We start from the raw sequence: 12,479 nt of genomic DNA on the forward strand, positions 1-12,479 counted from the left end.
CTCGAGCACCTTCGCCAACACTTTTCAAGCATCCTTCGAGTTAGTCTTACTTACGGTCATATCATTGACCCATCCCTAAGGGCATGAGCCTCTTAAACTGCTCCACATTGCTTTTGGAGGCGAGAACTCCTTCCAGCATTCAGTCCCATTTCTGCCAGCCCTGCAGATCCTCTACTGCTCCCGAAATGTCCAGCCCGTCGGTCACCTGCGCGTCAACGAGAAGTTCGGGCGGCACGAGCTTGTCGAACTTTCCCGGACCGCCGTGGATAGGACGCCTGAGGTAAGCCTCACGCAGCCGCGCGCGAATTTCCTCCTCGCCGGGGAGGGTCCTGAGGGTCTCCGCGAGGTCGGCCGGGGTGCCGGTCACGACCACGGAGTAGGGGGTGTCGCTGTGCGCCGCGCCGGGCGTGGGCTGGGCGGCGAGCAGCAGGGAGAGCACGGCTCCGATGGTGCCGTGAACTCGGGTGCCCCGCCAGGGCAGCAGGAGCAGCTGGCGGTCGCTGAGGGCATGCAGGGGGCCATCGAGGAGTCCGGTGGCACGGGCCAGGGTCCTCGCCTCCTGTAGCCGCGCGCGGGCGGCCGGTTGCAGGTAGGGGTAGTCGGCGTCGGAAACCAGAACCTCCCGCATCTTCTGCACCACCCGGTCGTGAACCTCGCCGCCGCCGCTCGCCCAGGCCGTCGTGTTGCGCCCCCGCTCACGCCGCACGAACACCTGGCGGCGTTTCTCGTCCACGTCCGTGACCCGCCAGGCGCGCCCGCTCAGCGAGATCACCCGGCCGACCTCGGGGGCGCTGCTCAGGGTGCCGATCTCGCTGATGCCGTTGAACACCGCGTACTCGGGGACGTCGGGGAACACCGCGAAAAAGTGCCAGTCCTGCACCAGCTTCTCGCCCGCGAGCCCGAGGATCAGCCCTCCCTGGTCGGTGCGCTGCAGGTGGTCGGAGGTCAGTAGACCCTGCAGCAGGGCGCGGTACTGCTCCTGGCTCACATGCCGGAAAGGGCTGAGGGTGAGCACCCGCACGGCGAGGTCGCGGGGGGCCTGCTCCCCGTATTGTTCCAGCGCGCCGAGCGTCTGGTGAATCAGCAGGCTGAAGGGCAGACGCGGCTGGCGCGTGGGCTCCACCCAGCGCTCCTCGAGGTAGAGCTGCACGGTGGCGACCGACTGCAGCAGGGTCCAGGGCAGGCGCTTGTGGGGTGGGTCCTGGTCCCGGTGGCTGCGTTCCAGGGTGTAGAAGATCATCTCGCCCGGCCCGCCGCGCCGCCCGGTGCGGCCCAGGCGCTGCACGAAGCTCGACACGCTCGGCGGGGGGTCCACCTGCAGCACCCGTTCGAGCTGCCCCAGGTCGATGCCCAGCTCCAGCGTCACGGTGGCGACCGTGCAGGCGGGCCGGCCCTCCTCGCGCATCGCCCGCTCGGCGTCCTCGCGGTAGGCGGCCGCCACGCTCCCGTGGTGCACGTGGTAGATGTCGGGCGAGGCCTGCGCCTCGGCAATCTGGCGCAGGGCTACCACGGCGTCCTCGACGCCCTGGCGGCTGTTGAGAAACACTAGGCTCTTGCGCCCCAGGGTGCGCTCGTAGAGGTGCGCGTAGAGCCCGGGGGCCTCGTCCAGCGGGCCGAAGTCCTCTTTCTCCTCGGCCTGCTGCAGGGGGAAGTGCTCAAGGGCGAGGTGCAGGCGCCGCTTCGCGCCAGCGTCGTTGACGACCTGCACGTTGCGCCCCGTGTTCCCGCGCAGCCACGCCTGAGCGAGCGAGAAGTCGCCCAGAGTGGCGGAGAGGCCTACCCGGCGCGGAGGAACCCGGGTGACGCGTTCGAGTCGTTCCAGCAAACAGCGCACTTGCCGCCCGCGCTCGTCCGCCATGAAGGCGTGCACCTCGTCGATGACGACGAACCGCAGGTCGTGGAAAAGGTGGGCGAGCGTGCTGCCGCGCCGCAGGAACAGGCCCTCTAGCGACTCGGGCGTGATCTGCAGCACGCCGCGGGCCTGCTCCAGGGTCTTCTTCTTGCGGCTGGCGCTCACGTCCCCGTGCCAGGCGCCGACCGGGATGCCCGACTCCTCCAGCAGACCGTCCAGCCGGTAGAACTGGTCGTTGATCAGCGCCTTGAGTGGGCCGATGTAGAGTGCGCCGATGCTCTGCGGCGGGTTCTCGTGAAGCGAGGTGAGGATCGGCAGGAAAGCCGCCTCCGTCTTTCCGCTCGCGGTGCCGCTGGCGATGAGGACATGGTCGTCGGTGTCAAGCAGCGCCGCGCAGGCCGCCGCCTGGACTGCGCGGATCTCAGTCCAGCCATGGCGCCAGATGTACTCCTGGATAAACGGCGCGAGGCGGGTGAAGGGGTTGGCGGCCGTCACAGGTCGAAGGCGGCGAACTCGGCGCTGGCGGGGACCGGTACCTCCTCCTCGCGGCGCGCCTCGGCGAGCACGTCGGTCCGCGAGGGCACGAAGTCCGGCCCCTTCACGAGGCCGAGGAAGGTTTCGCCGGGGTTCTGGCGCAGCAGGTTGAGCACGCTGACGAAGTCGCGGGTCACGTCGCGCGGCGTGAGGAAGTCACTCGCCCCCAGGCGGCTGAGCACTTCATTCATGAACTCCACCAGTTCGTCATCGGTGACCGTGGGGGTGTAGCCGTGGTGCAGGGCGTGCAGGCGCCGCAGCGTGTGCAGCAGGGTGAAGACTTCTTCGTTCTTGAGGGTCTCCAGGCGCAGCACCGGCCCCGCGGAGTCCTGCAGCCCGGCGCGCGCGAAGCGGCTCTGCTCCAGGCGGGTGCGCAGGGCGTCGTAGGAGAACAGGCCGCGGCGGGTGTCCTCGACCATCTGGGGCGTCGCGCCCACCAGAAGCTGCAGGTAGGACGCGCGGCCCTGCAGGGTGTCGTTGAGCATGGTGAGGAGCTTCTCGTAGTTCGCGCTGCGCGAGACGCTCTGGGTGATTTTGTAGAGGTTGACCGCCTCGTCGATCACGACAACCAGCCCCGCGTAGCCGATCGCCTTCACGAACTGCGCGAGCAGCTTCACATAGTCGTACCAGGAGTCGTCGTCGATGATGACGCGCACGCCCAGGGCCTCGCGCGCCTCGGTCTTCGTGCCGTACTCGCCGCGCAGCCACTTCAGGGCGGCGTTCTTCAGCTCGTCGTTTCCCAGCTGGTGCCCGCGCCAGTAGGCGCTGATCACGCTGGCGAAGTCGAAGCCGTGGACCAGACCCTCGAGCTCGTTCACCGCTTCGTGGATGCGCGCCTCCACGGCGCTGCCGAAGCCGGGGTCGGTGGGGGCGGTGCCTCCCGCAACGACCTCCTGCTGGACGCCGCTGATCCACTTTTCCAGCATAGCGGGGAGCGCGCCCCCGTCCTGCCGCACGCGGGTCGAGAGGTTGCGGGTGAGCTCACGGTAGGTCGCCAGGCCCTGCCCACGCCCGCCCGTGAGGCGGCGCTCGGGGCTGAGGTCCACGTCGGCGACCACGAAGTTGCGGTTCATCGCGTAGTTGCGCAGCAGCTGCAGCAGAAAGCTCTTGCCAGCGCCGTAGCGCCCGGAAACCACCCGGAAGCCCGCGCCGCCCTCGGCGACGTTCTCGAGGTCGCCCAGCAGCGCCTCGATCTCGGGTTTGCGGCCGACGACGATGTGTTCGATGCCGACGCGCGGCACGACGCCGGCGCCGAGAGAACTGAAAAGGGCGGTGGTGATGCGTTTGGGGACAGGTGGGGGGGTTATCATGCGTTCACTTCCTGGCGGGCCAGCCCCTTGGCCTGGAGCAGGCGCAGCACGTCGTAGCGGTAGGCGTCGTCGAGGGCGAGGGGGTCGCCGTAGGGATCGACGAGGATGTCACCGACGGTGTCGAGGGCATGCGTGTTGAGGTCTTCGAGGACGGCGGAGGCGAGGGCGTGGCGCGCGGCGGTGAACGCCTCGAGTTCGCGCAGGGTGAGCCCGCCTCGCAGCAGCTGCTCCAGCACCACGAGGTGCAGGGGCGGCAACGCGTCCGCCAGGGCCTGCCAGGGCCCTTCCAGCGTGGCCGGGGCCTGCGTCACCTCGGCGGGGGCCTGCTCGAGCACGCCCAGCAGAAATTCCAGCTCGTCGCGGTAATCCTCGACGGCGACGAGCAGCGCGCCCTCCTGCACGAGGAGGACGTCCCCCAGCTTGAGCTGCGCGGCCTCGTTCACCTCGTCGACCAGGGTGCTCGCAAAGGTGCCGGTGGGCAGCTGGAGGTCAGCCTCAGGCGCCTCCCAGCCCTGGGCGCGCAGCTGACGCAGCAGGTCGCGCGCCGCGCCGGAGGCGACCTCAAGGATGTCGGCGACCGTCTCCACGTCGGTGAGGTGGCCTTCAGGCACATTGGCGGGCAGGGTGAAGCGCTGGGCGGCGGGCGTCCCAGGCTGGGGAGGGGCTGGAGCCTCAGCGGGGAGGACGACGACCGGGGCAGCCGCCTCGCCGCCATCCTCGTCCAGCAGGCGCTCGCGGATGGCCTCGGACTCCTGCTGCAGCGCGGCCAGGCGGCCAGCGTCGAGCCGCACCGTGCGCCGCACCTCCTGCTGGGGAAACAGGTGGGTGTCGAGGTAAGCCGCGAGGTCGAGGGGCAGCTCGACGCCGCGCAACTGGCTTTTGAAGCCCGCCCGCTTGCGGGCGAGGTTCTCGGCGTGGCGCACCGCCTGGGTGAGCAGCTCGGAGAGCCGCCCGTCCTCCCTGTAGGGCCAGAGGGTGGCGGCGACGTACTCGTACGAGGGGCCCTCGAACACGGCGCCGGAGAAAGCCCGGCGCTGGATTTGGCGGGGCTTCTTGGGTCTCAGCGCCTCGAAGACCGAGGTGCCCGTCGTCTCCCGGTAGAACTCGTCCGTGAGCCGCACGGCGTGTCGCAGGGTGGCGTCGAGCGCCGCCTTGTCCGGGGTGTCGCGGTAGAACTTGTTCTGCTCCGGGCGGTAGGCGACGAGTTCGCGGAAGACCCCCGCGGGCACCTCGGCGCGGTCGCCGCGCTCCAGCCAGTGGTGCAGCAGCTCCTCGCCGCGGGCGTAAACGCTGGCCTCGTCCAACCACGCGCGCGCTGCCTCACCTTTGAGGCCGTAGTAGTGCACGAAGTCGCTGAGCCAGTCCACCAGATAGTGGTCGAGCTTGGGGTGGTCCACCCGGTAGGTGCGCCAGACGTGCTGCAGGTGGGCGAAGGCCGCTTCCGGGCGGTCGAAGCCCACCCCGTGCAGCACCTCGTAAACGTGGAGAAACACGTAGCTGAGATCGGTGGGCAGCGCCTCGCCGGCGCGCAGGCGCGCCCGCCAGAAGTAGTACCAGTCGGTGCGGGCGCGGTCGAGGTCGGCGTAGGTCGTCCAGTAGGACTGCAGGGGCACCGGCACCGCGGCGTTCCTCGTCATCCTCGCCCGCCCGCGTGCCTGGGAGAGGAACGAGTTCGGGGAGGCTTTCTGGCGCTGCACCTTTTCCCAGCGTGAGGACTGGGAAGGGCGCGGAGGAGGGGACGCGGCGGGGGAAACGGGGGGTAGCTCCTCCTGCGCTTCCAGGGGCAGCTCGAAGGCCGCGGCCCGCTGCCGCAGCTGCTCGATGGCGGTGCCGAGCTCCTCGCGCAGGTCCGCGACCAGGTCGAGCGGCTTCGGCGGGGGTGGGGCTGACCCCGGGAGAGGCTCGGCTCGCCGGGGCGGCACCGGGAGGCTCGCGGCTGGCTTTTCCACCTCGCCGATCTCCAGCGCGGCAAAGGAGGGTTCGGGGGTGACCCGCAGGGGTGCGAGCGGCACGATCTTCTCAGGGACGTCCGGCGTCGGGGGGGAGATCAGGAGGGCGGCCTCTGCCCTGGGGGGAGCGTCGAGGTCGATGGCGGCGAAGGTGGGCTCGGGGGGCGCGACGACCTGGCCGTGCCGACCGGTCCGCCCGGGCGTGGGTGAGGGTGGAACTGACGGCGGGGGCGGAAGAGTGACGTCTTCGCGCCGGCCGAACAGCAACGAGCGGATCAGATTTCGAAGTCCCATGAAACTCCTCCCGGAACCCTGCCATTTTAAAGAGGGGGAGCTCCTGCTGGGCCGCATATCTTGCCTGCGCCCTGACCTAATGGTCTCAAAGGCGCTGTCAGACCCGCTTGCCCAGGGCGAGCAGCCGGCGCTCGATGGCGTTGCGGTCCAGGCGGTACTTCTCGGCGAATTCGCGCAGGGTCAGGTCGTGTTTGCGGCCGTTGCAGGTGCTGCACGCGTAGACCATGTTGTCCTTGGTGCTCATGCCCCCGCGCGACACGGGGTGGATGTGGTCCGCATGCGGTGTGTCGCCCAGCGGCCCCTGGCAGTAGGGGCAGGCGTGGTTGCGTGGCAGCTGCTTCTTGATGCTGTCGGCCACTTCGCGGGTTTTCTGCTCGAAAGCGGCGGCGAGGGCGCGGTCTTTTTCGATGCGGTCACGCTCGGCCTGGCGCTCACCCGGCAGCATGGCCTGGTGCAGCACAACTCGGGCCTGCTCGGCGCGCGCGAGAAAGGCGCACGCGTTCGCCTCGGTGTCCAGCGGTGGCCACGCTGGTCGGGAGGGCAACCGCTTCCGACTCTCCTGCAGCGCCTGCCACGCGGTGCGGCTCGCGCTCAGCTCCGCCTCGGCCGCCTGCAGCCGGTGGCGGAGGTTCGGGGAGATGCCCCTGGTGAACCAGCGCCAGGGCACCGGCGCGGCGCGGTAGGCGGCGTTCGCCTCGTGCCGCAGGGCGGTGAGGCGAGCCTCGGCTAGCACCACGCGTTGTGCTGGTCCCCGGTCGTCCTGCGCCTCTTTTAGGGAGGCCAGCATGCGGTGGGCGTCGCGGATGTTGTTCTCAAGGGTGTCGGCGAGGTTCCGCAGGACGCCCTCGGCCCGGCGAGCCAGGGTGGGGCCCTCACGCTCGATTAGGTCGAGCAAGCCGTTGAACTGGAGGTGGCTCACCGGGGAACCCAAGCGGGACCCTGATCCGCTGGGGCGGTAGGACGAGGAGGAGCGGTAGCGGCGTCGGCTCATGGGGTGGGAATCCTGGGGGAAATCAGCGTGGCCTTATTCTAGGGGGGCATGACCTCGCCGACCGCTGATCTGAGCGCGTACGACACCCTGCTGGGTGTCCCCCACGGCGCGCCCCTGCCCCAGGTCCGCGCGGCGTTCTCCAGGGTGCAGGCGGAGTGCCAGGCGGGGCTGGCAGCGGGAGGTGAGGAGGCGAGGCAGGCGGCCCAGCGGTTGGAAGCGGCCGAGTTTGCCCTGGCGCAGCTGGAAGCCCACCTCCAGCAGGGCCGCCTCCCGGTGGTGGCGGATGTGGCGGCGCAGGAGCGCGCCCGGCTGGGCTGCCTGGCGCCGGTCGCCCTCCTCGGCAGCCTGCTGCTGTTCACCCTCTGGCCGAAAGGCGCGCCAGCGGAGATTCCCTCCCCCCCGGCCGACTTCCCAGTGGTCGCTGAGGCCCCTGAGGTGAAGCCCACTGCACCCGAAGCTCAGACCCCTCTCGCCGCGCCGGCGAGCATCCCCGACGCCATGGCCGAGCCGAGCTCACCCACGGAGACCACTGGACAAGACAGCTTACAGGTGGAGCCCGCCGAGGAGCCCCCGCCCCCCGTCCTGGTCGAGCCGGGGACTTACCCGGGGGAAGGAGCGCCGATGGAGGCCGCCCCGGCAGACTCGACGGAAGCGGTGGCGGCGGAACCGGCACCTGTAGTCGCCCCGCCGCCGGTGGTGGCCGATGAACCCGCCCCTCCCGCGGAGCCACCCGCCCCGGTAGCGGTGCCGGCCGCGGCGCCTGTGGCCCCGCCTGCCGCTAAGAAGCCGCAAGCTGCTCCACAGGGTTACTTCACGGTGGGGGACACGAAAGACGACGTACTGCGGGTGATGGGGCAACCCAGCGATTTCGGCGAGACCCACTGGACCTACGGCATCAACTCCGTGAACTTCTCGGGGGGGAAAGTTCAGGACTGGAGCAACATCGATGGCACCCTGAAAGCCAAGCTGGTGGTGCCCTCGGGGAAGAACAAAGGCTACTTCACGATGGGCGATACGAAAGATGACGTGTTGCGGGTGATGGGGCAACCCAGCGATTTCGGCGAGACCCATTGGACCTACGGCATTAACTCCGTGAACTTCTCGGGGGGGAAAGTTCAGGACTGGAGCAACATCGATGGCACCCTGAAAGCCAAGCTGGTGGTACCCCCGGGGAAGAACAAGGGTTACTTCACGGTGGGCGACACGAAAGACGACGTGCTGCGGGTGATGGGGCAACCCAGCGATTTCGGCGAGACCCATTGGAACTACGGCATCAACTCCGTGAACTTCTCTGCCGGGCAGGTCATCGACTGGAGCAACATCGATGGCACCCTGAAAGCCAAGCTGGTGGTGCCCCCAGGGAAGAACAAGGGCTACTTCACGGTGGGGGACACGAAAGACGACGTGCTGCGGGTGATGGGGCAGCCCAGCGATTTCGGCGAGACCCACTGGACCTACGGCATCAACTCCGTGAACTTCTCTGCCGGGAAGGTTACCGACTGGAGCAACATCGATGGCACCCTGAAAGCCCGACTGGAGTAGCTGGAGGAGGCTCACCGAATGGAAACCAGAGAGTCTCCGGCCTGGTTATTCGTCTTCCCACTGCCGCTCCTCGAGCCACGCCAGCGTCGCGGGCCAGTCGCTGGCCTTTCCCTTGATGACCCACGTCTCCCCATTCACGAGGGCGCGGGTCAGCACCCGGTGCTCGCGCGCCGCCGGCTCCGCGGGCAGGCGGTGCACCGGCACGGCGACGGTGGGGTCGAGAAAAAGGTTGGCGGGCGATCGGGTCTCGGCCATGGCAGCTCCCTTAAATAGCGCGCTTCCCCGGACTCACGCCAGCCGGCTCAGCGCCCCGGCCAGCTCCTCGTGCCCCCGCTGGCCCACCAGCAGGCTGCGCACCGCCACATGCAGTTCGCGCCCCAGCCGGTGCCCCAGCACCCCCTCGCTCACCCGCTTGTCGGTGCACACCCAGCAGGGGGGAGACTGGGGATCATCGGTAGGTCAGGCGGCGCTGCTCGACCTCGACGCGCGCCTTGGGGTCCGGCTCACACCCCAGCCCATACTTCGATAACTGGCTGGTACTTCGAGTTCTGGAAGTAGAAATCTACTGGCTCATGCCCTAAAGCAGGAAGTTGGGGGTGTTGAAACTGCCGCCATTGCGCCAAAACGGTACTCTTATACTGTTGGCTTGTGAAATCGCTTCACTTTGCTTGGTAGCAATTTCCTCAGGCTCTTCCCGGATTCCGGGGAGCTGACGAGCGAGTGAAGGTTCTTTTTGCCGTCTGGGAGGCAGGAAACAAGGGAGGAGTCGCCTCAGAGAGGGAGGAGGCATTTTGAACGTCCTCCACGTCCTTTTCTCTCTATCCCTCTGCTTAGCTCCCTGAAACGCAGATAGAGCCTTTCCTTAAACCTGGGCCAGGAGGTCGAGGATCGCTGCATTGACCGCATCCGGCCGTTCCTGCTGTACCCAGTGCCCACAGCCGCGCAGCAGGGTCAGTTCCTGAAGATTGGGCAAAAGAGCGCGCATCTGATCCAAGTTGGCAAACCGCACGGCGCTGTCCTGCGTCCCGCCCAGGAAAGTGGCCGGATGGCCCAGGCCCCGGCCGCGGGTTCCAGGTGCCTGGGTGAAATCGCGCAGGAGGCTGCGGTAGCGACCGAAGACCCCCGCGAACCCGCTGTACATGAATTCCCGCGTGTAATGGTCGAGGTCCTCGTCCGTCAGCCACCTGCGGGACAGCGCCGGGTCGAGCGGCAGATCGCGCAGGGTTTGAGTATCGGGGCCGTTCGGCGCGTCGAACAAGACGTCCAGGGTATGGGGCGGCGCGTCGCCTGAGAGCGCGACGAAAAAGCGCCGCAGCGCCTCACGCAGGCGCGGTTCGTCGCCGGCCACCAGCGCGAAGTAGTCCTCGAAGAACTTCGCGGGGCGCATCACCACCTGGGCCGGGGTCGGCGCGGCGAGCGGCGCGTACGGCACGCTCAGGGCCACGATGCCCCGCACGCGCGCCGGATGGCACTCCGCAACCTGCCACGCGAGCTGCGCCCCCCAGTCGTGGCCGACCAGCACGGCATTGGCCGCGCCGAGACCGTCTATGATGCCAATGACGTCGGCGATCAGATGCGGCATGCCGTAACCGCCCTCGTGCGACGGCGCGTCCGAATGGCCCACGCCACGCAGGTCCGGGGCGACCGCGTGCATGCCAGCTCCGGCCAGAACGGGCAGTTGGTGGCGCCAGGAATACGACGTCTCGGGGTAGCCGTGCAGCAGCAGCACAAGCGGCCCGGACCCCGCCTCGACCAGGTGCAGATCGAGGCCGCCGCGATGCAGTTGCCGGGTTCGCAGGGTCACGGCGCACCGTCCCGGACGGCTGGCAGCGTCCAGCCAGCCGCGATCAGCCACAGGTAGGCCGGAAAGCGCGCGAGCGGCAGCAGCACGGAGAGGGACGGAAACAGCAGGCTGAGCGACGACAGCATGGCGGTCAGGGCGATGGCCAAGCCCGTCCAGGCGACCCAGCGTGGCCCCAGCCCGAAGACCAGCCAGGGCACGCTCACGCCGGCCAGCAGCAGGCCCAGGCCAGTGGCGTGGGCGAAGCCGCCGGTGGCGAAGCCCAGGAGTTGCAAGGTGCGCAGCGCCCCGACATCGCTGACTACGTCCGGCTGGGTCAGCGCCCAGGTGGACAGGGCCGAGAGGGCCAGGAACACGCTGGCCGCCACCCCGCCAGAGTGCGCGATCTCGGTGCCGGCGACCCGGATGCCGTGAAAGCGCAGGCGGTCTACCAGCGTGGCTGCCAGGATCGCCAGCGGCACAGACGCCCCGAACTGCAAGAACGCCGCCACACGCAACGCGTCCGGGTAGCGCGCGTAGTAGTCCTGAAGTTGGGACAACGGCAAGTAAGGGGTCGGGTAAGGTGCCCCGCGCGACAGCAGGGCGCTGGCCGCGATGCTGGCCATAAAGAGTGTGACGAACACGGCGGCGACCATGCCTGGGTGGGGCGAGCGGTGGCGCACAGGGGCCGAAGCCGGGGAAAGCTGGGTCATGTGAACTCCTCAGGGGCCGCCCTAGCGCAGCACGGCACCACCGGCCACGTCGAGCACGACGCCGCTGATCCAGCCGGATTGCTCCGACGCCAGGAAGAGGGCGGCCTGGGCTACGTCCTCTGGGGTGCCCAACCGGCGAACCAGGTGTGTGCCGATCAGTGCCTGCTTGACCTCTTCCGGTATCTGGGCGTCGTTGCGCTCGGTCAGGATGGTCTCGGGTGCGATGCAGTTGACGCGCACCCCGAAGGGGCCGACCTGGTCAGCCATTGCCTGGGTCAGAAGCTGGATGCCGGCCTTGGCGGCCGCGTACGGCATTGGCGTCCGGGCGTCAGGCCGCCGCGCGGCGGCCGAGGACACGGTGACGATGGTCCCGGAGCCGCGCGCCTTCATGCCTGGCAGAAAGCATTTCAGCGTCAGAAACGTGGCCGTGAGGTTGGCGTCAATGGACGCGCGCCAGCCCTCCTCAGGGATGTCCTCCAGGGCCAGGCCCGGCTGGGTCAGGTTGGCCCCGGCGTTGGCGACCAGGATGTCCACCCCGCCCCACGCGGCCTCAATGGCCCCACGCAGCGCCTCGATCTCCTCGAATCGCGTGAGATCAGCCGCGACACCCAGGGTCTGCCCGCCGCGCGCCCCGATCTCTGCCTTCACAGCGTCCAGGGCCGTATGGTCGCGGCCATGCACGACCACCTTCGCGCCATGCTCGGCAAACGCGCGCGCAATCGCCGCGCCGATGCCGCGGGAACTGCCGGTCACGAGCGCCACCTGCCCGTGCAACGCGGGCGTCATGGCTGCCCCAGGGCGGGCACCCGCCTCACCGTCCCGCCGGGCGCGGCGCGATGGGGCTGAGCTGCATGCCAGCGAGTTTCCACTGCCCGCCCTGACGCACGTAGACCTGGGTGCCCCGGAACTGGCCGTTGGAGGGCTGCCCCTGATAGGTCGCCTCCTGAACCTGCGTGCCGGTCACGATGGCCGCGTCGCCATACACCCGCACCTGCGGCTCCTGCCAGGCCAGGGCGGTGTACTGGAAATTACCGGACTGATAGCGCTCCAGCCACTGGGTCTTGTCGAGCAGGAAGCCAGCCGGGCCGATGTTGACGAAATCATCCGTCAGCAGGGTGGAGAGGGTCGCCGTGTCGCCGTGTCGTTCGGCCTCGGTCCACCGCAGTGTCAGGTCGATGATCTGCTGCTGTTCCATGGTGTGCTCCTTGTGGCCACCGCCTCTCCCGAGAGGTAGCGGTCCAGCCACTGCGCCTCGGTGAGGGTGAAGCCAAGTGGTCCGGCGGCCGTGAAGTCGTTAGTCAAGAGTTCGTCGAGAACCTTGACGTCGCCGCGCAGTTCTGCGTTCGCCCACGCCTATCCCAAAGCCAGCATGACCTATGTCATGTTGTCCCTTTCTGGCGTCCTGTTCCGTTGATCCAGCGGACACCATCCCTTGGTTACCTGTTTTTGAATCATAGAGGTCAAAGCGTTAGATATCAATGCGTTAGAGGTCTTCTTCTGTGCTAGGGTGAAAG

The 12,479-nt window shown here is 68.5% G+C and carries 12 protein-coding genes; 1 reads left to right on the forward strand and 11 read right to left on the reverse strand.

The window, feature by feature from the left end; all coding sequences use genetic code 11:
* Window positions 1-139 precede the first annotated feature (139 nt).
* The 4 genes from ABEA67_RS08945 to ABEA67_RS08960 all read right to left on the reverse strand — a co-directional run bounded on the left by ABEA67_RS08945 (window position 140) and on the right by ABEA67_RS08960 (window position 6,870).
* Entirely contained in the window at window positions 140-2,347 is a 2,208-nt protein-coding gene (locus ABEA67_RS08945; RefSeq protein ID WP_345464048.1) for a DEAD/DEAH box helicase, read from the reverse strand.
* Window positions 2,344-3,696, reverse strand: coding sequence for an ATP-binding protein (locus ABEA67_RS08950; protein WP_345464051.1), 1,353 nt, complete (start codon window positions 3,694-3,696; stop codon window positions 2,344-2,346). Before ABEA67_RS08950 ends, ABEA67_RS08945 begins: the two co-directional genes overlap by 4 nt.
* Entirely contained in the window at window positions 3,693-5,939 is a 2,247-nt protein-coding gene (locus tag ABEA67_RS08955; RefSeq protein WP_345464054.1) for a TerB N-terminal domain-containing protein, read from the reverse strand. The genes ABEA67_RS08950 and ABEA67_RS08955 overlap by 4 nt, the downstream gene beginning before the upstream one ends.
* A gap of 97 nt (window positions 5,940-6,036) precedes the next feature.
* Complete coding sequence (locus ABEA67_RS08960; RefSeq protein ID WP_345464057.1) at window positions 6,037-6,870, reverse strand: HNH endonuclease; 834 nt, start codon at window positions 6,868-6,870, stop codon at window positions 6,037-6,039.
* A 108-nt stretch (window positions 6,871-6,978) separates the two neighbouring features.
* Between ABEA67_RS08960 and ABEA67_RS08965 the strand changes: the two genes are divergently transcribed.
* The gene (locus ABEA67_RS08965; RefSeq protein ID WP_345464060.1) at window positions 6,979-8,472 is read left to right on the forward strand and encodes a hypothetical protein; all 1,494 of its coding nucleotides are present in this window, start codon (window positions 6,979-6,981) and stop codon (window positions 8,470-8,472) included.
* A gap of 45 nt (window positions 8,473-8,517) precedes the next feature.
* On the opposite strand, the gene ABEA67_RS08970 is transcribed toward ABEA67_RS08965, so the two are convergent.
* The 7 genes from ABEA67_RS08970 to ABEA67_RS19440 form a co-directional block, all read right to left on the reverse strand.
* Window positions 8,518-8,727: a hypothetical protein gene (locus ABEA67_RS08970; RefSeq protein ID WP_345464063.1), complete on the reverse strand. Its 210-nt coding sequence runs from the start codon at window positions 8,725-8,727 to the stop codon at window positions 8,518-8,520.
* Between the two features lie 33 nt (window positions 8,728-8,760).
* On the reverse strand, window positions 8,761-8,898 hold the full coding sequence (locus tag ABEA67_RS08975) for a hypothetical protein (RefSeq protein ID WP_345464066.1): 138 nt from the start codon (window positions 8,896-8,898) through the stop codon (window positions 8,761-8,763).
* Window positions 8,899-9,334: 436 nt separating this feature from the next.
* On the reverse strand, window positions 9,335-10,276 hold the full coding sequence (locus tag ABEA67_RS08980; protein WP_345464069.1) for an alpha/beta fold hydrolase: 942 nt from the start codon (window positions 10,274-10,276) through the stop codon (window positions 9,335-9,337).
* On the reverse strand, window positions 10,273-10,965 hold the full coding sequence (locus ABEA67_RS08985) for a DUF4386 domain-containing protein (protein ID WP_345464072.1): 693 nt from the start codon (window positions 10,963-10,965) through the stop codon (window positions 10,273-10,275). The genes ABEA67_RS08980 and ABEA67_RS08985 overlap by 4 nt, the downstream gene beginning before the upstream one ends.
* Window positions 10,966-10,986: 21 nt before the next feature.
* A complete protein-coding gene (locus tag ABEA67_RS08990; RefSeq protein WP_345464075.1) occupies window positions 10,987-11,751 on the reverse strand; it encodes an SDR family NAD(P)-dependent oxidoreductase in 765 nt (254 codons plus the stop codon).
* A 25-nt stretch (window positions 11,752-11,776) separates the two neighbouring features.
* Window positions 11,777-12,160, reverse strand: a complete 384-nt coding sequence (locus tag ABEA67_RS08995) for a nuclear transport factor 2 family protein (RefSeq protein ID WP_345464078.1) — start codon at window positions 12,158-12,160, stop codon at window positions 11,777-11,779.
* Entirely contained in the window at window positions 12,133-12,267 is a 135-nt protein-coding gene (locus ABEA67_RS19440; RefSeq protein ID WP_425557171.1) for a hypothetical protein, read from the reverse strand. Before ABEA67_RS19440 ends, ABEA67_RS08995 begins: the two co-directional genes overlap by 28 nt.
* Window positions 12,268-12,479: the final 212 nt, after the last annotated feature.

Source organism: Deinococcus carri (assembly GCF_039545055.1).
Lineage (GTDB): Bacteria > Deinococcota > Deinococci > Deinococcales > Deinococcaceae > Deinococcus > Deinococcus carri.

What these genes read in the sequence shown, in the direction of transcription:
- ABEA67_RS08990 (WP_345464075.1), bottom strand. Translation starts at nt 11,751, where the DNA reads ATGACGCCCGCGTTGCACGGGCAGGTGGCGCTCGTGACCGGCAGTTCC.
- ABEA67_RS08965 (WP_345464060.1), top strand. Translation starts at nt 6,979, where the DNA reads ATGACCTCGCCGACCGCTGATCTGAGCGCGTACGACACCCTGCTGGGT.
- ABEA67_RS08995 (WP_345464078.1), bottom strand. Translation starts at nt 12,160, where the DNA reads ATGGAACAGCAGCAGATCATCGACCTGACACTGCGGTGGACCGAGGCC.
- ABEA67_RS08970 (WP_345464063.1), bottom strand. Translation starts at nt 8,727, where the DNA reads ATGGCCGAGACCCGATCGCCCGCCAACCTTTTTCTCGACCCCACCGTC.
- ABEA67_RS08985 (WP_345464072.1), bottom strand. Translation starts at nt 10,965, where the DNA reads ATGACCCAGCTTTCCCCGGCTTCGGCCCCTGTGCGCCACCGCTCGCCC.
- ABEA67_RS08950 (WP_345464051.1), bottom strand. Translation starts at nt 3,696, where the DNA reads ATGATAACCCCCCCACCTGTCCCCAAACGCATCACCACCGCCCTTTTC.
- ABEA67_RS08955 (WP_345464054.1), bottom strand. Translation starts at nt 5,939, where the DNA reads ATGGGACTTCGAAATCTGATCCGCTCGTTGCTGTTCGGCCGGCGCGAA.